Raw genomic sequence first — 25,882 nt, forward strand, 5'->3', positions numbered from 1 at the left:
ATCGCATCTTCCCTGATGCGTTATTTCTCCTAAGTCACCAACCCACGAAGTGGAGAACTTTTAGCCGCAGCTTCGTGTTCAATGGTTTCCTGCCACAGTTTTTTTTGCAGTTCGCCGATATTTTCACCGCCACCTTGCTTGAGCCAGTTAACCAGCGCTTTGGCGACATCGGGAAAATGGCGAGGGCTAGTGGGCGCTTTTAACGGCAACCATTGTTTCAATGTTTCCACATCAAATTTTTTCGCAGCAAAACCATAACCTAATTTTTCCAGCGCGAGCGCATTGGATTTTTGTTCCATTTGCCCGGCAACGGGTTGTACCAATATTTTTTTGCCAAGGTGAATTGCCTCGCTTGGCAATTCAAATCCCGCGCTACAAATAACACCTTCACAGCGATGTAAATCCACTTGAAAACCTTCGCGTGAGAACGGGCGAATATGAATATGCCCTTCGTCGTAGGCTTTCGGCACCGGTTGATAAACAAAAAAATCATACTCCGGGAATTCGCGCAATTGCGGCACTATATCGTCCAGCCCCGCGAACGGCAGATAAACCAAATAATGTTTGGGCGTGGAGATGTTCTCGTAGTGAGCTGTTTCTACCAGCGGCGGTAAAATTGGCTGGTTAAAGTGATGCCAGTGCAATCCGATGGGTTGCGTCACAGGCGCAAAGTTACGCATAAACCAATCTACTGCAATGTTGCTGTCTTCTTTTGGAATATCGTAGAAAAACGCATTTTGGTGCGATATGCCGATGACTTTTTTGCCCGCGCGTTTTGCTGCCCATGCCGACACAGGTTCAAAATCATTAATGATAAAGTCGTAACCTTCGACGTTGACTTTCTTGATGTCTTTATAGAGCTGTACCACATTCGACGTGAGTGCTGTTTTCACATACAGCACTTTTCCACTTTGCGTGGCAAAGGTAAGGCCGCGATAGGATTGGAAATCACCAAACGCTTCCATATCGAAAAACTTCTCGCGTTCACGGCCCGAGAAAACCCAATCGACTTGTGCACCAACATCGGCAAACGCTTTGGCCATAATGCGCGCGCGCGTTGTATGGCCATTGCCCGTACCTTGAACTCCGTACAATATTTTCATGCAGTTTTGCCCAATTGGTGAAAAGAATAATTCAGAAAAAATCGCGGATTAGTGCAGCGAAATAATCAGTGAATGTAAGTAAATGCCCCAGAATGCACAGGCGCTTCCAAGTAATGCTCCGGCTACCAAATCAGTCGGGTAGTGCACGCCGAGCAACACGCGGCTCATACCAATTGCACTGGCCCAGATAAAACACGGAATCGCAAAGAGTGGGTAAAAATTAAAAATCAGGCAGGCAAATAAAAATGCCGCTGCGGTGTGGCCGGACGGAAAACTGAATTGATCGGATGGTGTGATCCAGGCTTGGTAAGTCGTAATTTTTGCTGCTGGGCGATCGCGCTTGATGAGATTTTTAAGTAGCAGATACAAACTTACATCAAACACGTACGCAATAATTCCCGCCCAGAAAAATGCCGATCCGGCAATCGGTTCGAATGCGAGTAAACAGAGCGCGACGAGTAGATAAAGTGGGCCGTCTCCGGTTTGTGAAATAAATCTTACCGAGCGACGATATTGAAAACGTTTTGTCACATGCACCCACAAGAATGCAAGGGTGTCCAAATGGTGGACGCGCTGTAGAAATGTGTTCATGATTCACCGCCGTTGTAGGTAAAGTTGCAGATGAAATCGAACTGGCGATTACAAGCCTGCCAGCGTCCGCTTATTGTTAGCATCGCTCTGTGACTATTCTGTGAACGCTCAATGAAGGTGGAATGACAAAACGTGGAGATGATGAATGGGTAAGCCAGGCAAAACCGGGTTAGGGCGTGTGATTGATGCGTTTGGATATTCCATGAAGGGGCTGGCCGCGAGCTGGAAATATGAAGCCGCGTTCAGACAAGAGGTTGCGTTGGCGGCTGTTTTGATTCCGACTGCATTCTGGTTGGCGCAATCCCATATAGAGCTGATTCTATTAATCAGCAGTGTATTTTGGGTATTGATGGCGGAGTTGGCGAATTCGTCGGTAGAGGCGGTTGTGGATCGCACTGGCTCCGAGCACCATGATTTGTCGGGTCGCGCCAAAGATATAGGTTCGGCCTTGGTGTTTGTCAGTCTGGTATTGCTGGCGGTGGTCTGGGCAATCGTTGCGTTTAATCGGTTTGTGGGATGGTAAATATCCCGTTTTGCAGATTTTGAAAAAGCCCCGATTTATCGGGGCTTTTTTCTGTGCGGAGAAAACACGAAAACTGCATTTGCAGATTGCTAAGCCTATGTATTTAGAGTAAATTAGCGTTAATGTTTAATTATCATATTTATATGCCCAAGTAAGATCCAATAAGAAGAGTTATGTAATTAACACTATGAAAGAATCATTTTCGGTCAACGAACACCCGCATCGTCGCTACAACCCATTGTTGGGTGAGTGGCTGCTGATCTCACCGCATCGCACCAAGCGCCCCTGGCAGGGACAGCAGGAGCAAAACCAATGGCCTGACAGTCCATCGCATGATGCAACCTGCTACTTATGTGCAGGTAATGTGCGCGCAGGCGGAGAGGTTAATCCTCCTTATAAGACGACATTTGTCTTTACCAATGACTTTGCGGCGCTGATGCCGGAAGTTCCGGATGCGCCAGCCAGCGGTGATTCGCTCTTCCAGATTCAGGCGGAACGCGGCACCAGCCGCGTTATTTGTTTTTCTGCGGATCACAGCAAAACCTTGCCTTTATTAAATGATGAGGAGATGCAAGCTGTTATCCATACTTGGATGACAGAGGCTGCAGATCTTGGCAAAGAATACGCAAGCGTGCAGATTTTCGAGAACAAGGGTGCCGTGATGGGCTGTTCCAATCCTCATCCGCACGGGCAAATCTGGGCTCAGTCACAGTTGCCAACACTGGTGAGCAAAGAGGATGAGCACCAACGCATTTATCATGATCAGCACGCGGTTCCGCTATTGCTTGATTACGCGCAGAAAGAGTCTGCTGCCAGCGAGCGAGTGGTAGTCGAGAACGACCATTGGTTGGTAGTGGTGCCATTTTGGGCTGCATGGCCTTACGAGACGCTGTTGTTGCCCAAACAAAAAGTAGCGCGCATCACCGAATTGAATGAGGCGCAGCAGCACAGTCTCAGCACTATTTTGCGCGATATCACCGCCCGCTACGACAATCTGTTCGAATGTTCTTTTCCCTATTCGATGGGGTGGCATGGCGCACCGTTTAAGTCTGATGACACCGCGCATTGGCAATTGCATGCCCACTTTTATCCGCCGCTGTTGCGCAGTGCCAGCGTGCGTAAATTTATGGTTGGTTACGAGATGTTGGCTGAGCCGCAGCGCGATTTATCGCCCGAGCAAGCCGCTGAACGTTTGCGTCAACAAAGTCCTGTTCATTTTCGATTGAGGTAGTACGAGCGTGAAGACTCTCTCTAACGCTCGTGTGAGCGAATTATTTGAAGCCCATTTTGGTGTTGCTCCGCAGGCTGTCGTTAAGGCGCCCGGGCGCGTAAACCTGATTGGCGAACACACCGATTACAACGGCGGTTTTGTATTGCCAGCCGCTATCAATTATCACACCTACATCGCCTTTGCGCCGCGTGCCGATCGCAGCCTGAATGTGGTGGCGTATAACTTTGATAACGCGTCAGCCAGTGTTGATCTTGATGCGCAGCAGCAACAGGATGCTAATGAATCCTGGAGCAACTATGTACGTGGTGTTGTACAAGAGATGCGTAAGCAGGGCTTCAAGCTGGCTGGCGGTGATTTATATGTGGCAGGTGATCTACATTCCGGTGCAGGTTTAAGTAGTTCTGCGTCCTTGGAAATGGCATTAATCCGCGCGCTTACGACCTTGAGCGGTGAGGCAGTTGATCCCACCCAGGCGGCCTTGATGGGGCAGGCGGCAGAAAACAATTTTGTCGGCTGTAATTGCGGCATTATGGACCAGCTTATTTCCGCGCGCGGACAAGAACATGCTGCGCTGCTGATTGATTGCGAAGATTTATCAACCCGCGCTGTTCCGGTTCCTGCTGATTGGGAAATCCTGATTGTACATAGCGGTGTTAAACGCGGTCTTGTCGATAGCGAATACAACCAGCGTCGCCAGCAATGCGAGCAAGCCGCCGCATTTTTTGGGCAGCAATCGCTACGTGGTGTTGCCTTGGATCAGTTGCTTGCTGCGGAAGGCAAGTTGGATGACTTGAGTTTCCGTCGCGCGCGCCATGTATTGACCGAAAACCAGCGCACGTTGGATGCAGCTGAGGCGCTGTCGAAAAGCGATCTCTCGGGCTTGGTTAAGGTGATGAAAGAGTCGCATATCTCTATGCGCGATGACTTTAGTATCACGGTTCCGGCAATCGATACTCTGGTGGAGATTCTTACCGCGGCGGGTGGGGGTAAAGCGGGATCACGTATGACCGGCGGTGGCTTTGGCGGTTGTGTTGTTGCTGTTGCACCTGCGGAGGTTATCCCGCAATTGGCGGCGGCGGTAGAGGCGCAATACCAAGCTAAAACCGGCTGTGTGCCAACGCTAATTCTCGCCAAAGCCAGCGCTGGTGCGTTTTCCTAGTTATCTCTTCTTTCGGTAGGGGCGCAGCAAGCAGCGCCCTCTACACATCTCAATCTTTCTCATCATCCTTTATTAATGCCGGGTTTTGCCTGTGCCATCTGCCTCGTTCGCAAAGGCCAGGTAGTCGTCGGTGATGCTGCGTTCTTCTGTGCGGCGCTCAGTGGATTTGCGGCGTTTGCGGTGGTAGATATCCAGCGGCATATTCTTGCAGGGGTCAAGATCGAGTCGGCGATCATTACCTTTGCGACGATCAAAGAAAAACTTGTGATCACTCATAATTGCTACGTCTTCTATCGGGCTGTTTATCGTTATAACCTTGGTTCTAAATGGAAACTGATTGTTCCAAGTCAACACAGTGTAGATCTTTGCCGCTAAAATGCGCCAAGTTTTTTTGCATAAACGGCAACTCATAGATAGTCATCGTCTATCCATGAATACCTGTATTATGGCTTGCTGTTGAGAACGAGCGGTGAATTTATGAATCCTGTTGAACGTCATCCCACAACTGACCGTCCTATCGAAAATCGAATTATTGCCAAATTGGGTGCTGAGTTCGCGCCGGCCCATTTGGAAGTAATCAACGAGAGCCATATGCACTCGGTTGCTCCCGGCTCAGAAACCCACTTTAAGGTGGTTTTGGCTGCGGCCCAATTTGCGGGCAAGCGCCAGGTTCAGCGCCATCAGGCCATTTATGCGTGCTTGGCGGCTGAGCTGCAATCGGGTGTTCACGCACTGGCATTGCATACCTTTAGCCCGGAAGAGTGGCAGGCGAGCGGGCTGGTTCCGGCATCGCCGCAATGTCTTGGCGGCAGTAAACACGACCATCAATAAGTGCTGGTTGTGCAAAAACTAAACGCCTATAATGCGCGCCCTGCGTAATCCGCTGGTTTTTTGAATACGTAAATCTGATTACTGATAAACCCTGAAGTGATATTTATGAACCCAATTGTTGTTGCCGCCCTGTACAAATTTGTCAAACTACCTGATTACGAAGCGCTGGTTCCCCGGTTGAAAGACCTGTGTGATCAGTTGGGAATCAAGGGGACGCTATTGTTGGCAGAAGAGGGAATCAACGGAACTGTTTCGGGTTCACGCGAGGGGATTGATAGTCTGACCGCATTTTTACGTGCTGATGGCCGCTTTGATAACTTGAGTTACAAGGAATCATTTTACGAGGCGCAGCCGTTTTATCGGATGAAGGTCAAGCTTAAAAAAGAAATCGTCACCATGGGTGTCAATGGTATAGATCCGCAAAAAATTGTGGGCACCTATGTTAAGCCGCGCGATTGGAATGCATTGATCAGCGATCCGGATGTGGTGGTAGTAGATACACGCAACTCCTATGAGTATGAGATTGGCACCTTCGAGCGCGCGTTAGATCCTAAAACGGAAACCTTCCGCGAGTTTCCGGCTTATGTGAAAGAAAATCTTGATCCTGCGAAGCACAAAAAAGTCGCCATGTTTTGCACCGGTGGTATTCGCTGTGAAAAATCCACTGCCTATTTGAAGGAGCAGGGGTTTGATGAGGTTTACCATTTGGAAGGCGGTATTCTTAAATATTTGGAGGATGTACCAGAAGAAGAAAGTTTGTGGCGTGGCGAGTGTTTCGTATTCGACAATCGCGTTGCGGTAAATCATAAGTTGGAGAAAGGTGTTTACGATCAGTGTCACGGTTGTCGCTATCCGATCACCGAGGAAGATAAGCAATCCGAGCAATATATGATGGGTGTATGTTGCCCGCGCTGCTTTGATAAGCTGACCCCTGAGCAAACCACACGTTTTGCCGAACGCCAAAAGCAAATCGAGTTGGCCAAGCAACGCAATCAGGCACACATAGGTGTGTTGCCGCCGGAGCGTCAATTGCGTCGTGCGCAAAAGCTTGAGCATCGTGAAGAGCAGCGTCAGCTTTCGTTGAAGTCCAGAACTGAAGCCAAGCAGGGATAATTATCGCGCGCGCGTATCCGTTCTTGGCTTTCTATAGATGTGTGAAGATGTTTGTTTGAAGTCACTAAATAGCATTTAGCTATTTTGTCACATAAATACTTTATGCTTTAATGCCAGCTTCCATTAATAAATATCAGTGGTACCTATGAATTTTGATGATTGGACGGCCGATTTGGCTACAGGCACAGCGACCCATGCCAGTGGGTTTAACATTCGTATCGAAGGTAATCCTAAAGACCCTTCGGAAGTGTTTCCCGGCAAATTTCCTGAAGGGTTGAGTTTTGTTGATCAAGCTCGCCTGTTGCGCTCCGGATTGGAGTTTTTGGCAAAATCAGGTGGTAGTGCTCCCAAATCATGGCAGTCCAGTCCTGCACAAGATGCAAAAAGCGAGGCAATTAAAGCCCGCGAAGAATTGGCCAAGCGTTTTGCTGATCGCCCTGATAAACCGCAGCGTTCAACGCTTTCTCTGAAAAAAAGCTCATAGTTTGATGCGACTCCGCAACTTGGAGCGCAAAAAAAACCGGCCTTTGTGGCCGGTTTTTTTATTTGGGGTTTCGGTAAAGAACATTAGCCGAAAAAGCCCATTGGGTTTTTACTCATCGCCACGCTGACCATGTAAGCAAACACAATTAGCGCGATTACCCATAACAATTTGCGCGCAGTTGGGTTGGGTACTTTAAACGCTGCTACCCCCAAGCCGATGTAAACAATCAGGCCAATGATTTTTGCCATCAACCACGGTTGGCTGCCAGGCGACATACCTAAATGCACCGCGAGCACAATGCCACTCACCAGCAAGATGGTGCTAATGATGTGCGGAAGAATTTTGACCCACTTTTTAGTGAGCATGCTGGAATTCATAAACAGCCAGAGTCCACGCACAAAAAAGGCGAGCAGTGATAAAAAAACAAAAGTAAGGTGGATATGTTTAAGGGCTAGGTACACGGTATTTTCCTTCTTGTAGAAGTGAATTGTTATGGTCTTGCGATAAACGTTTAAGCCGCACTCAGTGCTTTGCCAACCAGCTCGAGCATAGCATCGGATAGCGGCAGTTTTAATGCGGCTTCATGGCCTTTGGGGGACATTTTGTTCCAGGTTTTTTGGATGATATCGATGAGCTTTGCTTCATCGTGTTTGGTGGCAAAGTCTTCAAGATAGAATTCGATAAACACCAGACACACAACATCTTCCAGTGCTTGGACTTCTTCGTCGCGTTTTAAACTGCGCTTGAGCAGTAAATCTTTTACGCGTGCAATGATGGTTTCGTCATAGCCTTGCTCTGCCATTATTTCACCGGCGATATCACCGTGTAACTGCGCCAGATCAAGTCGCCATTTTTTATAGCCGCTTCTATCCATCGGATAATCACTGCGCGGACTTTTCCAGCGGCAAATATGTTGGCTGCGGGTTGCAAGTTGCAGAGCTTCAGAAGGTGCATCGCAAAACTTATGCAGCTGCGCGCTCATGCGCTGTGCATAAATCCATTCTTTGGCAACTGCTTTGCCGTCAACGATTTCGGTGTTTGGATCTTGCAAGTTTGCTGCATCGAATGCGGCGAGGGTTTTTTCCAATCGGCTAAGGTCGGTCATTCATCGTTACTCGTTTGGTCTAGTTAGCGGCGTCGCCATTCGCGATGTTGCGTAACTGATCCATATTTTTAATCAGGATTTCTTTCTTATCGACCACTATGACGTCTTGCTTTTGCAAACGCGTAAAAATGCGGCTCACAGTTTCAATTGTCAGCCCCAAATAATTGCCTATATCAGTGCGTGACATGGGTAAGCGAAAAGCGTTGGCTGATAATTGGCGGCGGCTATTGCGGCTGGAAATGCTGAGCAGCAGGGCGGCAATTCGCTCTTCGGCGCTGCTTTTGCTGAGCAGTGTAATAATTTGTTGGTCTTGGGTAATTTCGCGGCTCATCAATTGAAAGAAGTGACGTTGCAAATTTGGAATTTGCAAGCTTAATTCTTCCATGCGATTGAATGGAATCTCGCATACCGATGCTGTTTCCAATGCAATCACCGAGTTGGTGTAGCGGTTGTCTGCTATACCATCCATCCCGACAACTTCGCCCGGTAAATAAAATCCCGTAATTTGCTCTTCGCCATTGTCACTGAGTGTCATGGCTTTCACTGCACCTGAGCGAATTGCGTAGACAGAATCAAAATGGTCATTCGCGCGATATAAAAAATCGCCTTTCTGCAGGGGCTTGCCGCGCTGGATAATGTTGTTGAGACGATCAATGTCGTCAATATGCAGGCTGATGGGCAGACAGATGGTGTTTAATCGACAATTGCCACAGCTAACTCTCTTATCGTGTGGGCAGTTGGAGTCCTGTGCTTTCACAATGTTATGTGGAACAGTCATGGGGCATTAACCTCAAAGAAGCGGCTATCGCCGATAAAGTATTGGCAGCGATAGTTTGAGGTAGTGATTGTTGCAGCTTTGGGTATAAGGGTAAATAGCACGATAAAAAAGGGCTGGCGAACCAGCCCGAAGGAGATTAACCGGGGACCCGGTTAAGTGAAAGATGGTGAATAACTAACCAAATTGGATTGCTTAATAGTATCCAGTCAAGCCGGATTGCGGGAGTGACAAATTGCCGCATGCTAAATCCGTTATAACCAAAATCGCATAATCTTCCGCACAATAAGCCCTTTACACGGATGTGGCGGCGGAATATATTTGGCCGGCTGGTCTGTTCGCAGCATTATTTATGGTAAGTCACCTCGTTGTTCTAGCAGTCATCTATTAGCACCTCGGTTTGTTCTTCATAAGTAACATCTGAATCCGCCAGCGAAGCTCCACTTGGGGTATTCACTTCATTATTTATAAAAAGACAACGAGGTTTATATGGCTAGAAGTACTGGTACTGTTAAATGGTTTAACGAATCTAAAGGTTTTGGTTTTATCGCTAGCGAAGCTGGCCAAGACGTATTCGTTCACTACAGCGCTATCACCGGTTCAGGTTTTAAAACCCTGGCTGAAGGCCAAAAAGTAGAGTTTGATGTTAAGCCTGGCCAGAAAGGCCCACAGGCTGAAAACGTAATCGGTCTCTAATCTGGTTGATATAACCGATAGCGACAGAAAAACCGCCTAAGGGCGGTTTTTTATTGCCCATTGTTTTTGAATTTACCCCTGGTAACGGCTCAAAAGCAGAAATAGTTGAATAATTGTCCTTGATGCAGATTTACCCCAAGTTTGTCTAGCTGTTACTGGTTACTGCGTTTGAAATATAATTGTCATGTGGATTAATCCACGTGGGCGCTCCATTCGATTTAGCCCAAATGCGGCCTTGAGCTGGGTCTTTAGCCAGTTCTCGCTGGTTTGCTCAATGCAATGGCAGGGACGGGTTTGTTGCATTCACTTTTCTCGATAATCAAGTGGATTACTTATGTTAGATATGTTCACTGGGCTCAGTTTTGTCATGGGCCTCAGCCTGTTTTTTGCCTTGCTGTTTGTATTGGCTTACGAGTTTATTAACGGCTTCCACGACACCGCTAATGCTGTGGCAACCGTGATCTACACCAAAGCGATGTCGCCTTACACGGCGGTTATCGCATCCGGTATTTTCAACTTCCTCGGTGTGATTCTGGGTGGATTGGGTGTTGCCTATGCCATCGTGCATTTGTTGCCGGTCGATATGCTGCTCAATATCACATCGGTTCACGGCATGGTGTTGGTCTTTTCTTTATTAACCGCTGCGATTATCTGGAATCTTGGGACGTGGTATTTCGGTATCCCTGCCTCCAGCTCACATACTCTGATTGGTTCATTGTTAGGCGTGTGCCTTGCGAATGCACTGATTAACGGGATTCCAATCAACGAAGGTGTGAATGTCAAAAAAGCGATCGACATTATGCTCTCGCTGCTGATTTCACCTCTGGTAGGTTTCGGTGTTGCAGCACTGGTTTTGTTGTTACTCAAGCGTATTTTCACCGGCCCTAAAATTCACAAAACCCCATTAGAGCGCGAAAAGATTGACGGTAAAAAACATCCACCGTTTTGGACTCGCGTAACCTTGGTTGCATCTGCAATGGGCGTTAGCTTCGTGCATGGCTCGAACGATGGCCAAAAAGGTATCGGCCTTATTATGTTGGTGTTGATCGGCCTTACGCCCGCGCAATTCGTACTGAATCTTGATAGCAGCACCTATGAGATCGAGCGCACCCGCGATGCCGCTGTACATTTGAAGTCCCTTTATCGCGAGAACAAAGCCAATCTTTCCAGTTTGATCGATATTGATAAAACCCAGATGGAAATACCGTCTGGTTCATTCAAATGTAATGCGAATGATGCGATTCCGGTGATTGATGCATTGCTTAGCGAATTGAAGGGCACTGCTCATTACAAAGATTTGAGTCTTGATGACCGTCGTGATGTGCGTCGTTTACTGCTGTGTATTGATGACACTGCGAAAAAAGTATCCAAGATTGATGCGCTTTCAAGCAAAGACAAACAAGACCTCGGTAATTTGCGTAAAGACATTACTGCAACCACCGAGTATGCGCCTTTCTGGGTAATTATCGCGGTAGCGCTGGCGTTAGGCTTGGGCACCATGATGGGATGGAAGCGTATCGTTTATACCGTGGGTGAAAAAATTGGTAAAACCGGTATGACTTACTCACAAGGTATGTCGGCGCAAATTACAGCAGCGACTGCAATTGGAGTGGCAAGTGTGACCGGAATGCCGGTATCGACTACACACGTTTTGTCTTCTGCGGTTGCCGGTACTATGGTTGCCAACCGTTCCGGTTTGCAATTCTCTACTATTAAAACCATCCTTCTTGCTTGGGTATTTACCTTGCCAGTGACTATTTTGCTCTCTGGTGGACTGTTTTACATAGGTACATTGTTTATCTAAGTGGGTAGGTTGTTTATCTAAACTCACAGTAAAGTTCGCCTCTGTTATTGGAGGCGAACTTTTAAATCCTTTCTTTAGTCATTTCATCGTTTAAATTTCTTCAAAGCGATTCTCTTCAATATTTTTAACGCAACGCTCAGGGTCAAATACTCGGCCATTCATAGCAATATAAACTCCTTCTGGTAAGGTCTGTGCGGCCATTACTGCAGCACCCAAGTTAAACACTGCATCTGAATCGCGAAATTCTGCCGGATACATCGCACCCATAAGCACAATCGTTTTCCCGGTAATGCCTTTTAACGCTATACCCGTTTTTGCCATTGTGTCTGTGCCATCAGTGATTACGATTTTCTTACCTTCCACATTTTTAACGGTTTCAAATACCAGCGCGCGATCTTCATCGGTCATATCCAGGCTGTCTTTGCGGAACAAGGGGATGATTGGTGTGTCCAGTGTTACACCGGCGCGCTCAAGAATTTTGGGCGCTTGGGGTTGTCCAATATGAAAATCATTCTTGGCATCGAAATAAATTTTATCGATAGTACCGCCGGTAGTAATAATCGTGACGCTCATAGGTAAATCCTGAGAAGATGGTTATTCAATGCTGATTAGTATGCTGCAATTGAATATGAGAGGGGATGTAATAAGAGGTTTGGTAAGGCTGATAATCTAGTAATTGACTAAACTTGTGGTCATTTTACTCTCAATTTGCCATCATTTTAATAAGCCATAACATCATTTAGGGGGAGAATTAAGATGAGCTTCAATATAGGCATTTTTTTATTTCCGGAAATTGAAGTTCTGGACTTCGCAGGTCCTTATGAAGTTTTCACGACAGCAACCCGAGTAGCTGCGCGAGAAGGCACTCTACTGCCGCCAATTTTTAATGTTTATGCAATCGCTGAGAGTCTGGAGCCCGTAACTGCGAGGGCAGGGCTGAAGTTTATTCCTGATTTCCAATTGAATACGCATCCTGGTTTGGATGTATTAATTATTCCCGGCGGTGTTGTGAATGCTGAAATGCAAAAGCCTTATGTGCAAGACTGGATAAGTCGCACGGCTAGTTCTACTGCGATTACTGCATCTGTTTGTACTGGCGCGTTCTTATTAGCCAAAGCGGGATTGCTTACGACACACAAAGTCACCACACATTGGGAAGATCAAAACGATTTGAAAAACATGTTCCCGTCGCTGGATGTTATTAGTGATGTGCGTTGGGTAGATGAAGGTTCAGTGGTAACCTCCGCAGGAATCTCGGCAGGCATTGATATGAGCCTGCACCTTATTGAACGCTTTGCAGGTTTGCCGTTAGCTGAGCGTACAGCAAAACAAATGGAATTTGAGTGGACTCGCAATGGAATAAGTAGTTTACATAATTGATGAATGATTTTTTGAGTCAGAAAACGACAATCTTGGTGGGTAATGAATGAATAATGATATGGAGAAAAAATACCAGCGCTTACGCTCATTGTTTTTTGGCTTATGTATATTGGCGGCGGGATTTTTGTTTCTCTCTGCCAGTAAAAATGTTCTCAATAGTATGGCTGCTGAAAATTGGCCAACCTACTCTGGAGTGGTTGATGGCAGCGGCAGGTCAAGTGTTTCAGCGCTGAGTGGTTTATATGGCACTAGTCTGTTCAGTTACTCTTATGAAATTGAAGGCAGAAAGTATCAGAACTCACGTATAGGTTATGGCATAAGCAAAACAACGGATGCGGAGATGTCGGGCAAAACAGTTAAGGTCTATGTAAATCCTGAGGATTACACTGACTCTGTAATCGTAGTGGGTTTTAAAGGCAGTCACTTAATTGCGCTGATATTTTCTGGTGGCTTTTTATGGTTAGGTTTTTTTATTTGGAAGAGAACTAAATAGAAAATCTCTGGATTCTTTCTATTGGAGAAAAATATGGCATTTTCGGCAGAGGAGCGGAACGCATTATTGAATATTAAAGGTGTAGGGCCTACCGTGGTTACTCGCCTTGAGCAAATGGGTTTTAGTTCGCTAGCACAACTCAGTCAAGCTGATACGGTAGACATTGTTTCTCAAGCATCAGCCATGCTGGGTTCTACATGTTGGAAGAATAGCCCGCAAGCTCGCGCTGCAATTCAAGCGGCCATATCCCTGGCAAAATCTTTCCAGCGGGTGTAAATATTTTATGTTTTAAATAGGTTTAGATATCGCTTATTCAACCTCAATAAACATGCCGAACGTAACCAAATAAAGCGCAGTCTTTATTGGTAGATTTTCCATCGAACTTAACAGATTTTTATATCGCTGCAGCTGATTTTTATAGGCTTCAGTTTCATGTGCGATAAACTCTTCCATAGTGTGTCCAGCTTCCAGCTCGCTGCTTTTATAATCCACAATCCAACGGGTGCCATCTGCAACAAAAGTACGGTCGATAATGGATTCACGTACATCCTGTTTATCTTTTTGCATTAACGAGAGTTCGCAGGCGCTTCGTTCGTGGTCGCTATTGAGTAACCAGCGGCCTTGTTCGCTGCTGAGTGTGGCGGAGATGGTGGTGGCTACTTTTTGTAGCGCGCGCGCCAGGTTTTCATCGCTCCAGCCAAGTTGTTGTAACTGGATTTTCCAAAAATCTTGTTGTTGGTTAATAAACTCTGCTGCTGGAATGCAGTTGGAGTTGGTGATCAGTTTGTTTTCCACCAAGGCTTGCAGTGCGCCGTGAATCACTGTGCCGGTATGGCGGGCGAGGCGGGCGCTGGTGGTTTCTACTTCAGGAATATTGAGTGGATTGTCATCTTCACTCATGCTGAATTCGTGGCCGCGATACTCTTTTAGTAATGTTACATCGGTTAATGCAGGTGCTTGCCATTGCGCTGGCAGGCGCAAGATATGTTGTAAACCGGGTTTTGTATTTTCAATGCTCGATAATTCATTGCGGCTTGAATAACTCGCGCTATTCACCGTGATTGCATTTTCTTTTACAAAAGGCCAAATGCTGTGGAGCAAGGATACTTTTGCGGGCGCTTCAAGCTCTTCTTCTTTGGTTCTGATGCAAGCAAGTAAATGCAAGCGCTTAATGGCGCGGGTGCAGCCGACGTATAAAAGCCGTGTAGCTTCGAAAGCCTGTTGTTTATCGGCCTCACGGCGCATGAAGGTGTAGAGGCCATCCTCTTCTTTTCCTGCGGCCGCCAGCGAGCCGAGCAACAATTGTTTTTCGCCGTGGTGATTAATACGTTCTTGCCAGAGCAACAATTGTTTATCGTCTTTACGGGCGCTGCGATCAAGCCCGGGAATTATAACGGTATCAAATTCCAAACCTTTGGATTTGTGGATGGTCATTACTTGCAGTTTTGGATCTGCGTCTGCACGCGGAGCTGCAAATAGTCGATCGATAGCGTTATTAAAGGCTTGCCAATCGCGAATACTTCCACCTTGTTGGTGTTTGTCAAGCAGTGCGAAAAAGCTGCTGATATTGTCTTGGTCATTCGCATCAAGCAAAGTTGCAGGACCACCCAATGCAAACCAGATTCCTTCAACCCATTGACGCAATGGTTTGCGATAGCGTTCTTGTAGTGCTTGTTCGAGAATAGGTACAACACGTGCAAGGATCGCTTTTCCATTACTGCTCAAACCATTTATCTGCTCATGCAAATGCAATTGCGGCCAAATAACAGCAAACGCTGTGTCGTTAACGCGCGGATTTTCTTCGGCGAGATCAAAGGTTGAAACTTTATGTAAGTCGTTATTATCCAAGCCGCACCAGGGGGCACGCAATAACGACAACCACGCGATGCGATCAGATGGATTTAATAGTGCGCGTGTGAGTGATAGCAAATCCATAATTGCCATACGGCTGGCGAGACGATCAATTTCAGTGGCCTGGTAATGTAATCCTGCAGCAGTGAGTGCAGGCAATATGCGTGCGAGATGATTGCGTGTGCGCACCAAAATGGCGATGCTGCCTGCGGGATTGTCGTAGCGCGATTGTTGTACCAACTCGACAACTTTTTCTGCTTCTTGTTGTTGGGCATTCAGGCGTGATGGAATTTCTTCGTCATTATCATCGCTATTTCTGCTGTCGGCATTCTTGCTTTCAGACGGATAGGTGCATGCATAAAAACTAACCGCATCGCCATCAATGGCAGGTTTAAATGCTACCGAAGGCGAATAGCATACTGCGCCGCGACTGATATCGTCTTGCAGCGGAAATGCGTTTTGGAAAATACCATTTACCCAATTGACGACACCGGCCTGTGAGCGGAAATTCACGCGCAAATCCAGCGCTGTTAAATCGACGGTGCCTATGCCTTGTTGACGAGCATCTAAAAATAGACCGACATTGGCGTTGCGGAATCCGTAACAGGATTGCATGCCGTCACCTACGATAAACAATGTGCGCCCATCACCTGCTTGCCAACCACTGGTGAGTTTACGTAGTAGTTCAAGTTGCGGACTGGCTGTGTCCTGGAATTCGTCTACCAGAATATGGCGAATGCGATAGTCCAGTTGCAGCGCTAAATCGGTTGGCGAATCTTCCTCACCTAACGCCAGTAACGCAGCTTGGCTAATGGCAGTATAGTCAGTTGCGCTTTGTTGTTTGAATACGATAGTCAGTTGTGCCACAAGAATTGGCAGAATGCTGGTGAGGCTGTCGAGTAATTGCCATTGGCTGTCTGCATAAGCGGCAGATGGTAATGAGCGAACCTCTTGTAATAATTGCTCTGCTTCTGGCGCGGTATCGGTAATCGCGGCGATTAGCTCACTAAAACGATTTTTTAATTCTGCATTTTCTTTGCCCGCTGGAAATCCTTCTGCTTTGGTGAGGCGTGCACGCCAGGTGCCACCATTGGTTAAAAGTAAGTCGACAAGCGCAAGCCAATGATTGAGTGATTCAGGTTCGGCTTGGGGCAGGGCATTAATGCCAAGTAATTCGTGAATGCGATTTTTACGTTCACCTTCTTCTTGTAGATTCGTCGCAGCACGGTCAGCAATGTTGCATAGCTCGCTGCTGTGAATGAGCAACGCAGCTTCGACTTGCTCAAGATGTTCGCACACCACATCGCGCAATACGCGCTCAAGGTATTCGCGCGCATCCTCATGGCGTGCTTGTAATAGTACGCCGAGCCATTGTTCGCGCTTGGCGAGTAAGCTGATTAATAAATTTTCTACTGCTTGTAAGTTGTTATCTAAATGGCGCAACAAGCGGGTTAGTTCATCGCGCAGCGGCGACTCTTGTTCGAGCAATTTAAAGAGTTCACGCACTGCCAAACGATAAGCTTGATCAGCATCTTCCAATGTGTCTGGCTGCGCACCTATGCCGCTGGCGAGCGGTAATTGTTTGGTGATAGAGCGACACAAACTATCGATAGTTTGCACGCGTAAACGCTGCGGGCTTTGCAATAAATTCCATTGTAATTCGCGATCGCGCTGTAATACCTTCTGCGCAAGTTGCCAGGTGCGATGCGCGTGGGGATCTTGTGGCTCTGGTTGATCAGCAGCTTGCCACAGTGCATGCATAATCCGGTCTTGCATTTCGCCAGCGGCTTTGCGCGTAAAGGTAATTGCTAATACTTCTTCCGGTTCATCGCAATAGGCAAGCAGGGTTAGTACGCGCTGGGTTAATAATCCGGTTTTTCCTGAACCAGCGGGTGCAGAAACGGCAAAAGACGTTTGTGGATCGAGCGCATCAAAACGAACTTGTTGATCGATTGGTTGAGTGGTTTGTATTTGATTATTTGTCATTGATTACACCGCTCCCTGCATGCGACGGATAAACGCATCGAGCGCATCTTTTTCTTGCAGGCGATTCAATGGCAGTAGGTCTTCAGCGTATTGCGCGGCAGCCGGACTTTTTATATCGACCCTTACATCGCCTTGGATAAAATCAGCGGCCAACTGATGTAAGTGCATTTGCCAATCGTGTAATTGCTGTTCCCATGATTGCTTGCCGGGGAAAATTCCCTCATGTTGAATACTCAATTCACCGGTGCCGATCCATTTCATTGCCTTCGCATTAATTTGTGCGAAGGCGATTGCGGCAACCTGGTTGGTGGCTGTTACCGCATAGAGCGGTAATTGTGGCTCATCCATACGTTCGCCCAACCAGCTTTGCAATTTTGGTTGGCCGGTTTTGTAGTCAATCAAAAGCAGTTCGCCATTTTGCAGTTGATCAATACGGTCTATTCGCAAGCGCAGTGGTAGATCTGCAAATTCGAGTACGACTTCCTGTTCTATTGCGACCACAGAAAATGCCGGGCGAGTTTTTTCCTGTGCAAGCCATTCCGCAATTAAGTGTGTTAGTCGTTCTTGTTCGAGTTGCGCGTAAAATACACCGATACTGGTACCGCGTTTTTGTTTAAGTGAATCCACCGCAATTTGTGTTGTTTGGCTAATTAGTGCGGTTAGCGCGCTTTCGTCCAGCGCCAGCAGACTGGTCTGGTCTTTGAGTTCGCGCCAGATCATGGCGAGAGCATCGTGCAATAAGTTGCCGCGTTCGATAGCAGAAAAACCGGCGACGGGATCATCAATGCTCGTCGCACCTAAACGTAAACGTGCAAATGCATTAAACGGACAGGCAGCTTGTTCTTTAAAGATATTAGCTCCGCCGCGCACGGGTTCCTCTCCGATAATTAATTGCGGTGCTTGCGCGGTATTAACTATTTCCAGAGTATTGGCTGCTGCCATTGCGCGGTAATTTTCTGCGCTGATACTTTCTGATGCTCCAATCAAGTTGTCGAGCGGAGTCAGCGGTAAATGGCGAATCAATGCGCTTGGGCTAAGTTCGCTGTCGTCATCACTGTGTGCAGAACTGAAAACGACAATGGGTGCGCATTGGCGATAGTGATCGGTGAGTGCGCGTGCAAACTGCAATTCCCGTTCGGCACTCGCGTGCGGCATTTTTTGTGTGCGTTGCAAATTACTCGGTAATAGAGGATTGGGGGCGGGCACTGGCGGCCATTGGCGATGATGCAATCCCATCACCCAGCAATGACTGAATTGCAAACCGGCGCCTTCCAGCGCACCGAGAATTTGAATCGGTGAATTCGGGGTTTGTGCCTGGAACGGTGTTTTGCCAGCAATGCTGCGTAATTGTTGGATCGCGCCTGCGTAACTAAATTGAATGCCAGTACCATCCAATTGTAGAAATTGTTCCAGCACTTGGTTCCAGAGCGTTAACTGTTGGTGCTCCTGACTATCCAGTCGCCTTGTGCCTGGCCAATTGAGCAGCTGCAAATGTTGCTGGAAGAAATCACTCCAGTATTGTGCTGTGCGATTGCTAAAGGTTTGGCGACGATAATTCTCCAATTGCACTAATCGTGTAGCGAGATTGGTGTCACTTTCAGCGATGCCCAACTTGCTTGACAGCTTTTGACAGTGATAACGCAAATCACTCAGGCTGATGGTGAATTTCCCAAGCTTGCGCAATGTTTGGATCAGATGGGTGCGCAATACCAATTCTTGATCGGCATTACCAAAAAAGGGAGAAAGCAATAAATTACAAATGGCCTCCAAATCCCAAGATGATTTTTGCAGTTCCAGCAAATCCAGCGTCGCCGTAATAATTGGCGTGGCGCCGAGTGGGGTACCGGCAGAAAAGTTAAATGGCAATGTGTAACGCGGGCGATCAGGTAGCGCGGCGAGCGGTTCAAATACTTCTACAAATATGCGTTCAACCTGATCGCGGCATTGGCCAAGGTTGGGCACGATGATGCCAATCATCGCCGCAGGATTCTGCTCCAGTTGTTGTTTGCTCCACAGGGCAGATGCGCGAATTTCAGCTTCGCTATTTTGTGTTTCGGTGCGGATTAGTTGTGTTTGTGAATTATCCGATTTGATATTGGTTAATTCATGACAAGCGCTATTAATTAAATCCTGGTGTTGCGGTGGAATGTCATCAAAACCAGTGAGATGGATGATCGCCTCTTGTGCAATCTGCCCATTTTTAAATGCATCGATGAGAATCTGGTTTGCCATTTCCTGAGTGATAAATCCCAACTGCGCCAAACGCGCACGGAATTCGCCTAACCAGGTGAGCCAGCAGTAGGTGTTGCTTTGGTTATTTAGCAGTGGCTCTGCAGCACGCACTTGTTCTTCGTTCAATTGCCAGAGTTCGAGATTGCGCAGGGCGCTATCGGCAGCTTGCGCTAATGGCTCCGGTTGCAGCAACGCGGCAGCGAGTGATGATTCACCGATAATTTTTTCCCACAAGGTTTGGCGTTGCAGGTTGTTGATAATCCGTTTGGCCGCAGGTGCATAAGCACGGCGTTGCAGTAGCTCCCAATTCAATCCAATCCATTGGCTAAGCGAATAGATGCGCGGGCTCGGCCACACGCTGGTTTTATCCTGCTGCTGTTGCCCATAGGCGCGCAGCATATGATTGCGCAGGCGATTGTTGGCGGTGATGATCAGCTCGCCGGATGCTATGGCGGGCAGATAGGAATCAATATTGAAATAGGTATCAACCATGATGATTTTTCAGTAGCCGGAAATAGTGCCGTATTATGGCATCGGGATTGCGTCGGCAACAGAAATTTAGGCCTTGTTAGCGCGTCTCTGTTGGCTTCTGTACAGGGAGCGAACATCTGCGTAAATTTTGGTTATAAGCCATTGTCACATAAGGATTTACCCCGGTGTTTGGCTTGTTTGGCCGTATGAAACATGTTACTTTTCTGGCACACAATAAAGAACAGCTTGGACGCACCGCGTTATCCCCATCCGCTTCCATCAGTGGCTGGCCCAAAAGGATTGGATCAATAAGCCGAACAGGCAAACTTATCTGGCAGATAAGTATCAGGCAAATAAGGTCAATACAAATTTAGGTGAGAGCGTCATCTGTGCATTATTTTTTCGCTTCTGATGAGTGAGGCGGAGAAAGTGCGACTATGATTCCCTTTGTATTCCATAACTATAAGCATGTGACCCTATGAACCAGCCAACTACTGCTACTGGCAACTACAGATGGACCATTTGTGGTCTGTTGTTTTTCGCCACCACTGTTAATTATCTTGATCGCCAGGTTTTAAGCTTATTGTCCCCCGAGCTTATGCATCTTTATGGCTGGAACAATAACGATTACGGCAACATCACCGCGTTGTTTACCTTTGTGTATGCGATCTCGATGATCTTTGCTGGTCGCTTCATCGATAAATTCGGCACCAAAAACGGCTACATTATTGCAATTGCCATTTGGTCATTTGGAGCGGCTATTCACGCGTTTGCCTATGACATGGGCGCTGCTTTTTACACTGTGTTGGGTTGGATCGGCCTGGCAGACATAGATCAGGCTAATGGCACAGTGAATGGTGCTGCTGCTATTACGGCTTATTCTGTTGCGGGTTTTATGATCGCACGTGCAGTCCTGGCATTTGGTGAGGCAGGGAACTTCCCGGCGGCCATTAAAGCAACTGCTGAATACTTTCCCAAAAAAGAACGCTCATTCGCCACAGGCATTTTTAACTCCGGCGCAAACGTCGGGGCAATTCTTGCACCTTTGACTGTGCCGGTAATTGGTGTGATGTGGGGTTGGCAGTGGGCCTTTATTGTTGTTGGTATTATCGGTTTTGTGTGGATTGGTTTTTGGTGGGTATGGTACGACAAGCCGAGCGAACAAAAACGTTTGGGTGATGCCGAGCGCGCCTATATCAATTCAGATGTTGACGCGGTTGAAGCCGTGGAAGAAGAAGTAAAAACCTCCTGGTTCACGCTTTTGAGTTACAGACAAACTTGGGCGTTTGCCTTTGGTAAGTTTATGACTGATGGTGTCTGGTGGTTCTTCTTGTTCTGGTTGCCTATTTATTTGAGCGCGCAACACGGGATGGAAAAAACCGAGATTGCTCTGCCTATCGCATTGATTTATACGCTGACGATGTTCGGTAGTATCGGTGGCGGTGCGTTTCCTGGTTACTTTATCAAGAAAGGTATGGATGCATTTAATGCACGTCGCACAGCGATGTTCGTGATTGCACTATTTCCGTTGGTAGTACTCTTGGCTCAGCCGCTGGGGCATATCTCGGTGTGGATTCCAATACTTCTGATTGCTGTGGGTGCATCTGCGCACCAGGCATGGTCGGCCAATATTTTTACCACTGTGTCTGATATGTTCCCCAAAAAAGCGGTCGGTTCAGTAGTCGGTATCGGTGGTTTTGCTGGCGGTATGGGTGGTGTATTGCTGAATAAGTTGGGCGGCGGTTTGTTTGATCACTTCGAAAAAGCCGGCAATATCGCGATGGGCTACACCATCATGTTTGCTATCTGCGCAACCGCTTATTTGATTGCCTGGTTTGTGATGCGTATGTTGGTTCCGAAATACAAACCAATTACTGATCTCTAATAACCTGTTGTTGAATGTTAAAAAGCCCCGCTGCAAAACAGCGGGGCTTTTTTGTTTAACTGCACTTAAATATTGCTTAGATATTTAAATAGGCCTGCTGATAAATCCCAAAACCAGTTAGCGCCGGAGCAAGTTGTTCTGCTGCTGTAGTTGCTTTGGTAAATACCGCGATATGCTCAGGTGTATATCCTTCGGCGGGTTCTGCACAATCCGCAAGTAAAAACTCTACTCGTCGCGCAATAGCGGCTCCCGAATCAATCAGCTTTATTTGTTCTGGCAGGTGCTCGGCCAGCTCATCTTTCAATAGCGGAAAATGAGTGCATGCTAAAACCAGCACATCCATTTTTTCTGCTTGATCAGCTTGCATCAATTGCTGTGCGATTCTGCCTATTGCATCCAAGTCGATTTCTTCTCCGCGCAATTTTTGCTCTGCGATTTGCACAAGTTCGCTGCTTCCCAGTGAAATAACTGTGGAGTTAGTTGCGTATTCGCGGATTAATTCGTGCGTATAAGGGCGCGCAACTGTAGCGGGTGTTGCCAACAGGCCGATTACGCCGGTCGTGCTCATTAACGCGGCAGGTTTGATGGCCGGTACTACACCGACTATTGGCAAGCTTAATTTGCTGCGCAAATGGGGCAGGGTGAGGGTGCTGGCGGTATTGCAGGCGACCACGAGGATATCGGACGGATAGCGCTCCAAAAGCTCACTGATTACCTGATCGACGCGTTCAATTAGCTCCGCCTCTCCTTTGGTGCCATAGGGGAAAAAGGCATTATCCGATGCGTATACCAGCGGATTCTGCGGCAAGCGTTGTTGGATTTCACGAGCGACGCTCAGGCCGCCGACGCCGGAATCGAATACCAGAATGCGCGTGGGTGGAGATGATAAGGTGGAATTCGTCATTGTCTGGATCAAATCAATGGCCTGAGTGGGGCGATATGTTGCTAAAATGGCCGCGATTTTAACGGTCGTGGCCAATAAAGCCTAGCCGCGTTTTACATTCTGGAGTTTTCTTGTGAATCCATCGGTATTGACCCTTGTTGCCGCCTTGATTGGCTTGGTGATCGGCGCTTTTATAGTCTATTGGATTATTGGCCGCCGCCTTGATCAAGCGATTATCGCTAAAACCCATGAATTGGAATCAGCTCAGCAGCAGTTGCAGCACGGCCATGCCTTGCGTGAGGCATCACTGCAAGGCGAGATCGGGCAACTCAAGTTGCAGTTGGTCGAGACAAAAGCATTGGTGCAATCTACCCAGCAGCAAGCGCAGGATTTGCAACAAGCGCTTGGCGATAGCCGGCAAGACGCTGCTGGTCTGCGTGAGAAAACCCGTCACTTTGATGATCTGCAACAGCAGTCGCTGCGCAAAGATGAACAGCTGACGTTGCTTGCAAAAGAAACCACCGAACTCAAAACCCGCTTGGAGCAAGAGCGCAAAAACTTCGCCGAGCAATTGGCGCTTTTGCAGAATGCAAAAGTGGAATTGGCCAAGGAATTTGAAAATCTTGCCAACAAAATATTTGAAAACAAACAGCAGCAATTCAATTTAAATAGCAAAAGCCTGCTTGATCACACGCTCGATCCGCTGAAATTGCAGCTCACCGAATTTCGTAAAAAAGTAGAAGACGTATACGAAAAGGAAAATGCGGATCGCAATCGATTGTCGGGGCAGGTTGTTGAGTTGCAAAAGCAGGCGCAAAAAATTGGTGAAGATGCCGTTAATCTGGCACAAGCACTTAAAGGCAATAGCAAGGCGCAGGGTAATTGGGGCGAGGTAGTGCTGGAGCGTTTGCTTGAGGAGTCCGGCTTACAGAGAGGCCGTGAGTACGATACCCAGGTTAATTTTACCGGCAGCGATGGCTCGCGCTTGATGCCGGACGTGATTGTTCATTTGCCTGAAAACAAGGACATAGTGATCGATGCGAAATGTTCGTTGGTTGATTACGAGAAGTTCTGCAGTTCTGACGATGAAGCCGAGCGGAAGTTTTATCTCAATGCCCATGTGAATTCGCTACGCAGCCATATCAAAAGTTTGAGCATCAAAGATTACGAAAAGCTTGATGGCATCAAGGCGCTGGATTTTGTGTTTATCTTTATCCCGATAGAAGCCGCGTTTATGTTTGCCTTGCAGCATGAACCTGGTTTGTACCGCGAAGCTTATGATCGCCATATAATTTTGGTAAGCCCGACGACGCTGCTGGCAACCTTGCGTACGGTAGAAAATATCTGGCGTTATGAGAAGCAAAATAAAAACGCCGAGCGAATTGCCAAAGAAGCGGGTGCATTGCATGACCAATTTGTGCTGTTGTTGGAGTCGCTGGATGCAATTGGTAGTTCGCTTAATAAAACACAGGAAGCCTACAGTAAAGCACGTGATCGCCTGCAGAACGGGCGCGGTAATTTGGTCAAGCGTGTGGATGATATTCGTCGGTTGGGTGCAAAAACTAAAAAATCCATCGCTGGTCATTTGTTGGAAGATGCCGGTGCGGAACCTACGGAACAGGAAGAGCTTTTTTTGGATTCTGATCAATGAGTGTACGAGAAAACACAGGCGCTTTTAGTTGCCGTGCGATGCAATTAAATGATTTGGTTGAAGTGGTTCGTATTCAGGCTGAGGCCTATGTTGACGAAATTTTGGAAACTGCTGAGGTGATCGAAGCGCGCTTTCAGCAAGTACCCGACACATCCTGGGTTGTTGAGCGTGCAGGTGAGGTGTGCGGTTACTTGGTGGGCTATCAATCCGCATTAGGTGAGGTTACACCTTGGGGGAGTGAGTTCACCCATAAACATGAATCGACTGCGCTTTATTTACACGATCTTGCGATCAGCAAATCTGCACTGGGTTGCGGCCTGGGGCCGATGTTGGTGAATTATGCCTTAGCTGAGGCGCGTCAGCGCGAGCTGCGTAATGTTGCATTGGTTTCTGTGCAGAACTCAAAATCCTTTTGGCAAAAATTGGGCTTTAACGAATGTGATCAATTGGATGAGTTGCAGCAACATAATCTCGCGTCATATTCCGGTCCTGCGATTTATATGACGCGTGATTTGATTTGCTGATGATTTATTGAGAGTTTATTTCTTTTGCAGTACCACACCGCATTCAACGTGATGGGTGTATGGGAATTGATCAAAAATGGCAAAGGCCTTGATTTGATGTGTTTGCGTGATGGTTCTTAGATTTTCACGCAGCGTGTCAGGATTACAAGAAATATAAAGAATGTTGTCGAAGCGCTGCGTGATGCTGGTGGTGTGTGGATCAAGACCAGCGCGCGGCGGATCTACAAAAATGGTGGTGAAATTGTATTCGGCCAAATTGACATGGCGTAAACGATTAAACTCCCGCACCCCATCCATCGCTTGTGAAAACTCTTCGCTCGACATGCGCGCGATTTGAATATTCTCCACCTTGTTTGCCGCAATATTAAATTGCGCTGATTCAACAGAGGTTTTGGACACTTCGGTAGCCAACACTTTGCCAAAATTTTGCGCCAGTGGCAGAGTGAAGTTGCCGTTGCCGCAATACAGCTCCAATAAATCCCCGCTCAAGCCCTTGCTGTTTTCTACTGCCCAGCTAAGCATCGCCTCGCAAATCGTTGCATTCGGTTGGGTGAAGCTGGCTTCCACTTGCTGGTACGAATATTCACGCCCTGCAACTTGCAGGCGTTCGATCACATGATCGCGCTCGACCAATAAACGTTGCTTGCGGCTGCGTCCGACAATATCAATTCCCAATTGTTGCTTGAGTATTTGCGCGCGGGCGATCCATTCTTCATTCAACGCTTTATGGTAAATCAGCGTAACTAATGCTTTGCCACTCTGGGTGGTTAAAAAATCAACCTGATACAGTTTGTGGCGCAGCAACTCATCGCTGTTAATTTCAATCAATAAGCGTTGCATCAGCTCATTCATCAGCGCCGAACCGATTGGAAACTCATGGATGGGGTAGGGGCGTTTGAATTCGTCCTGGGTGAACATTACATATTCAGTGCGCTCTTGCTGATGCCATACACGAAACTCGGCGCGCATGCGGTAATGCTTTTCAGGTGAAGCGAAAACGGTGATATCTGGTAGAGAGAATTCGGCGAAATCTTGCTGGATTTTAGCGAGCTTTGTCGCTAGCTGGGCTTGGTAACTCGCGGTAGAAAAATCGGTGGGCGTCATACTGGGG

Annotated in this window: 25 protein-coding genes; 14 read left to right on the top strand and 11 right to left on the bottom strand. The window is 47.4% G+C overall.

Features of this window, described 5'->3' with window-relative positions:
* Nucleotides 1-29: 29 nt before the first annotated feature.
* The gene (locus tag AAGC78_RS02690; RefSeq protein WP_435782490.1) at nucleotides 30-1,103 is read right to left on the bottom strand and encodes an MJ1255/VC2487 family glycosyltransferase; all 1,074 of its coding nucleotides are present in this window, start codon (nucleotides 1,101-1,103) and stop codon (nucleotides 30-32) included.
* A gap of 48 nt (nucleotides 1,104-1,151) precedes the next feature.
* Nucleotides 1,152-1,694, bottom strand: coding sequence for a phosphatase PAP2 family protein (locus AAGC78_RS02695; protein ID WP_435782491.1), 543 nt, complete (start codon nucleotides 1,692-1,694; stop codon nucleotides 1,152-1,154).
* A gap of 145 nt (nucleotides 1,695-1,839) precedes the next feature.
* On the opposite strand from AAGC78_RS02695, the gene AAGC78_RS02700 reads away from it, so the two are divergent.
* The 3 genes from AAGC78_RS02700 to galK all read left to right on the top strand — a co-directional run bounded on the left by AAGC78_RS02700 (nucleotide 1,840) and on the right by galK (nucleotide 4,607).
* A complete protein-coding gene (locus AAGC78_RS02700) occupies nucleotides 1,840-2,217 on the top strand; it encodes a diacylglycerol kinase (RefSeq protein ID WP_435782492.1) in 378 nt (125 codons plus the stop codon).
* 187 nt (nucleotides 2,218-2,404) lie between these two features.
* Nucleotides 2,405-3,448 carry a UDP-glucose--hexose-1-phosphate uridylyltransferase gene (locus tag AAGC78_RS02705; protein ID WP_435782493.1) on the top strand — a complete coding sequence of 348 codons (1,044 nt, stop codon included), beginning with the start codon at nucleotides 2,405-2,407 and terminating at the stop codon, nucleotides 3,446-3,448.
* A 7-nt stretch (nucleotides 3,449-3,455) separates the two neighbouring features.
* Nucleotides 3,456-4,607, top strand: a complete 1,152-nt coding sequence (galK, locus tag AAGC78_RS02710) for a galactokinase (RefSeq protein WP_435782494.1) — start codon at nucleotides 3,456-3,458, stop codon at nucleotides 4,605-4,607.
* 72 nt (nucleotides 4,608-4,679) lie between these two features.
* On the opposite strand, the gene AAGC78_RS02715 is transcribed toward galK, so the two are convergent.
* Nucleotides 4,680-4,883 carry a hypothetical protein gene (locus AAGC78_RS02715; RefSeq protein WP_435782495.1) on the bottom strand — a complete coding sequence of 68 codons (204 nt, stop codon included), beginning with the start codon at nucleotides 4,881-4,883 and terminating at the stop codon, nucleotides 4,680-4,682.
* Nucleotides 4,884-5,084: 201 nt separating this feature from the next.
* On the opposite strand from AAGC78_RS02715, the gene AAGC78_RS02720 reads away from it, so the two are divergent.
* From AAGC78_RS02720 to AAGC78_RS02730, 3 genes are all read left to right on the top strand, one after another.
* Nucleotides 5,085-5,438, top strand: coding sequence for a BolA family protein (locus AAGC78_RS02720; protein ID WP_435782496.1), 354 nt, complete (start codon nucleotides 5,085-5,087; stop codon nucleotides 5,436-5,438).
* A 105-nt stretch (nucleotides 5,439-5,543) separates the two neighbouring features.
* Nucleotides 5,544-6,551 (top strand): rhodanese-related sulfurtransferase, encoded by a 1,008-nt coding sequence (locus tag AAGC78_RS02725; RefSeq protein ID WP_435782497.1) that lies wholly within the window; start codon nucleotides 5,544-5,546, stop codon nucleotides 6,549-6,551.
* A gap of 145 nt (nucleotides 6,552-6,696) precedes the next feature.
* Nucleotides 6,697-7,035 (top strand): hypothetical protein, encoded by a 339-nt coding sequence (locus AAGC78_RS02730; protein WP_435782498.1) that lies wholly within the window; start codon nucleotides 6,697-6,699, stop codon nucleotides 7,033-7,035.
* 83 nt (nucleotides 7,036-7,118) lie between these two features.
* On the opposite strand, the gene AAGC78_RS02735 is transcribed toward AAGC78_RS02730, so the two are convergent.
* The 3 genes from AAGC78_RS02735 to fnr are packed head-to-tail and all read right to left on the bottom strand — an operon-like array spanning nucleotide 7,119 to nucleotide 8,918.
* Nucleotides 7,119-7,496 (bottom strand): SirB2 family protein, encoded by a 378-nt coding sequence (locus AAGC78_RS02735; RefSeq protein ID WP_435782499.1) that lies wholly within the window; start codon nucleotides 7,494-7,496, stop codon nucleotides 7,119-7,121.
* A gap of 50 nt (nucleotides 7,497-7,546) precedes the next feature.
* Nucleotides 7,547-8,140: a DUF4202 domain-containing protein gene (locus tag AAGC78_RS02740; RefSeq protein WP_435782500.1), complete on the bottom strand. Its 594-nt coding sequence runs from the start codon at nucleotides 8,138-8,140 to the stop codon at nucleotides 7,547-7,549.
* Nucleotides 8,141-8,159: 19 nt separating this feature from the next.
* Entirely contained in the window at nucleotides 8,160-8,918 is a 759-nt protein-coding gene (fnr, locus tag AAGC78_RS02745) for a fumarate/nitrate reduction transcriptional regulator Fnr (protein ID WP_435782501.1), read from the bottom strand.
* A gap of 486 nt (nucleotides 8,919-9,404) precedes the next feature.
* Between fnr and AAGC78_RS02750 the strand changes: the two genes are divergently transcribed.
* Entirely contained in the window at nucleotides 9,405-9,611 is a 207-nt protein-coding gene (locus AAGC78_RS02750) for a cold-shock protein (RefSeq protein ID WP_039913407.1), read from the top strand.
* Between the two features lie 334 nt (nucleotides 9,612-9,945).
* The gene (locus AAGC78_RS02755; protein ID WP_435782502.1) at nucleotides 9,946-11,415 is read left to right on the top strand and encodes an inorganic phosphate transporter; all 1,470 of its coding nucleotides are present in this window, start codon (nucleotides 9,946-9,948) and stop codon (nucleotides 11,413-11,415) included.
* A gap of 90 nt (nucleotides 11,416-11,505) precedes the next feature.
* Here the strand turns inward: AAGC78_RS02755 and AAGC78_RS02760 are convergent, their stop codons facing one another.
* Nucleotides 11,506-11,988 carry an asparaginase domain-containing protein gene (locus AAGC78_RS02760; RefSeq protein ID WP_435782503.1) on the bottom strand — a complete coding sequence of 161 codons (483 nt, stop codon included), beginning with the start codon at nucleotides 11,986-11,988 and terminating at the stop codon, nucleotides 11,506-11,508.
* A gap of 183 nt (nucleotides 11,989-12,171) precedes the next feature.
* On the opposite strand from AAGC78_RS02760, the gene AAGC78_RS02765 reads away from it, so the two are divergent.
* From AAGC78_RS02765 to AAGC78_RS02775, 3 genes are read left to right on the top strand one after another with little or no spacing between them, the layout of a single operon-like run.
* Entirely contained in the window at nucleotides 12,172-12,795 is a 624-nt protein-coding gene (locus AAGC78_RS02765; protein ID WP_435782504.1) for a DJ-1/PfpI family protein, read from the top strand.
* 46 nt (nucleotides 12,796-12,841) lie between these two features.
* Nucleotides 12,842-13,288 carry a DUF3592 domain-containing protein gene (locus AAGC78_RS02770; protein WP_435782505.1) on the top strand — a complete coding sequence of 149 codons (447 nt, stop codon included), beginning with the start codon at nucleotides 12,842-12,844 and terminating at the stop codon, nucleotides 13,286-13,288.
* Between the two features lie 33 nt (nucleotides 13,289-13,321).
* The gene (locus tag AAGC78_RS02775; RefSeq protein WP_435782506.1) at nucleotides 13,322-13,564 is read left to right on the top strand and encodes a helix-hairpin-helix domain-containing protein; all 243 of its coding nucleotides are present in this window, start codon (nucleotides 13,322-13,324) and stop codon (nucleotides 13,562-13,564) included.
* Nucleotides 13,565-13,597: 33 nt separating this feature from the next.
* On the opposite strand, the gene AAGC78_RS02780 is transcribed toward AAGC78_RS02775, so the two are convergent.
* Complete coding sequence (locus AAGC78_RS02780; protein ID WP_435782507.1) at nucleotides 13,598-17,125, bottom strand: UvrD-helicase domain-containing protein; 3,528 nt, start codon at nucleotides 17,123-17,125, stop codon at nucleotides 13,598-13,600.
* A gap of 3 nt (nucleotides 17,126-17,128) precedes the next feature.
* Nucleotides 17,129-19,849, bottom strand: a complete 2,721-nt coding sequence (locus AAGC78_RS02785; protein ID WP_435782508.1) for a PD-(D/E)XK nuclease family protein — start codon at nucleotides 19,847-19,849, stop codon at nucleotides 17,129-17,131.
* 457 nt (nucleotides 19,850-20,306) lie between these two features.
* Between AAGC78_RS02785 and AAGC78_RS02790 the strand changes: the two genes are divergently transcribed.
* A complete protein-coding gene (locus AAGC78_RS02790; protein WP_435782509.1) occupies nucleotides 20,307-21,713 on the top strand; it encodes an MFS transporter in 1,407 nt (468 codons plus the stop codon).
* Between the two features lie 76 nt (nucleotides 21,714-21,789).
* Here the strand turns inward: AAGC78_RS02790 and murI are convergent, their stop codons facing one another.
* Nucleotides 21,790-22,617, bottom strand: coding sequence for a glutamate racemase (gene murI / locus AAGC78_RS02795; protein WP_435782510.1), 828 nt, complete (start codon nucleotides 22,615-22,617; stop codon nucleotides 21,790-21,792).
* A gap of 112 nt (nucleotides 22,618-22,729) precedes the next feature.
* Between murI and rmuC the strand changes: the two genes are divergently transcribed.
* Nucleotides 22,730-24,247, top strand: coding sequence for a DNA recombination protein RmuC (gene rmuC, locus AAGC78_RS02800; RefSeq protein ID WP_435782511.1), 1,518 nt, complete (start codon nucleotides 22,730-22,732; stop codon nucleotides 24,245-24,247).
* Nucleotides 24,244-24,771, top strand: a complete 528-nt coding sequence (locus AAGC78_RS02805; RefSeq protein ID WP_435782512.1) for a GNAT family N-acetyltransferase — start codon at nucleotides 24,244-24,246, stop codon at nucleotides 24,769-24,771. The genes rmuC and AAGC78_RS02805 overlap by 4 nt, the downstream gene beginning before the upstream one ends.
* A 15-nt stretch (nucleotides 24,772-24,786) precedes the next feature.
* Here the strand turns inward: AAGC78_RS02805 and trmA are convergent, their stop codons facing one another.
* Nucleotides 24,787-25,875, bottom strand: a complete 1,089-nt coding sequence (gene trmA, locus AAGC78_RS02810; RefSeq protein ID WP_435782513.1) for a tRNA (uridine(54)-C5)-methyltransferase TrmA — start codon at nucleotides 25,873-25,875, stop codon at nucleotides 24,787-24,789.
* Nucleotides 25,876-25,882 lie beyond the last annotated feature (7 nt).

This window comes from Cellvibrio sp., from assembly GCF_039207905.1.
In the GTDB taxonomy this organism is placed as follows: domain Bacteria; phylum Pseudomonadota; class Gammaproteobacteria; order Pseudomonadales; family Cellvibrionaceae; genus Cellvibrio.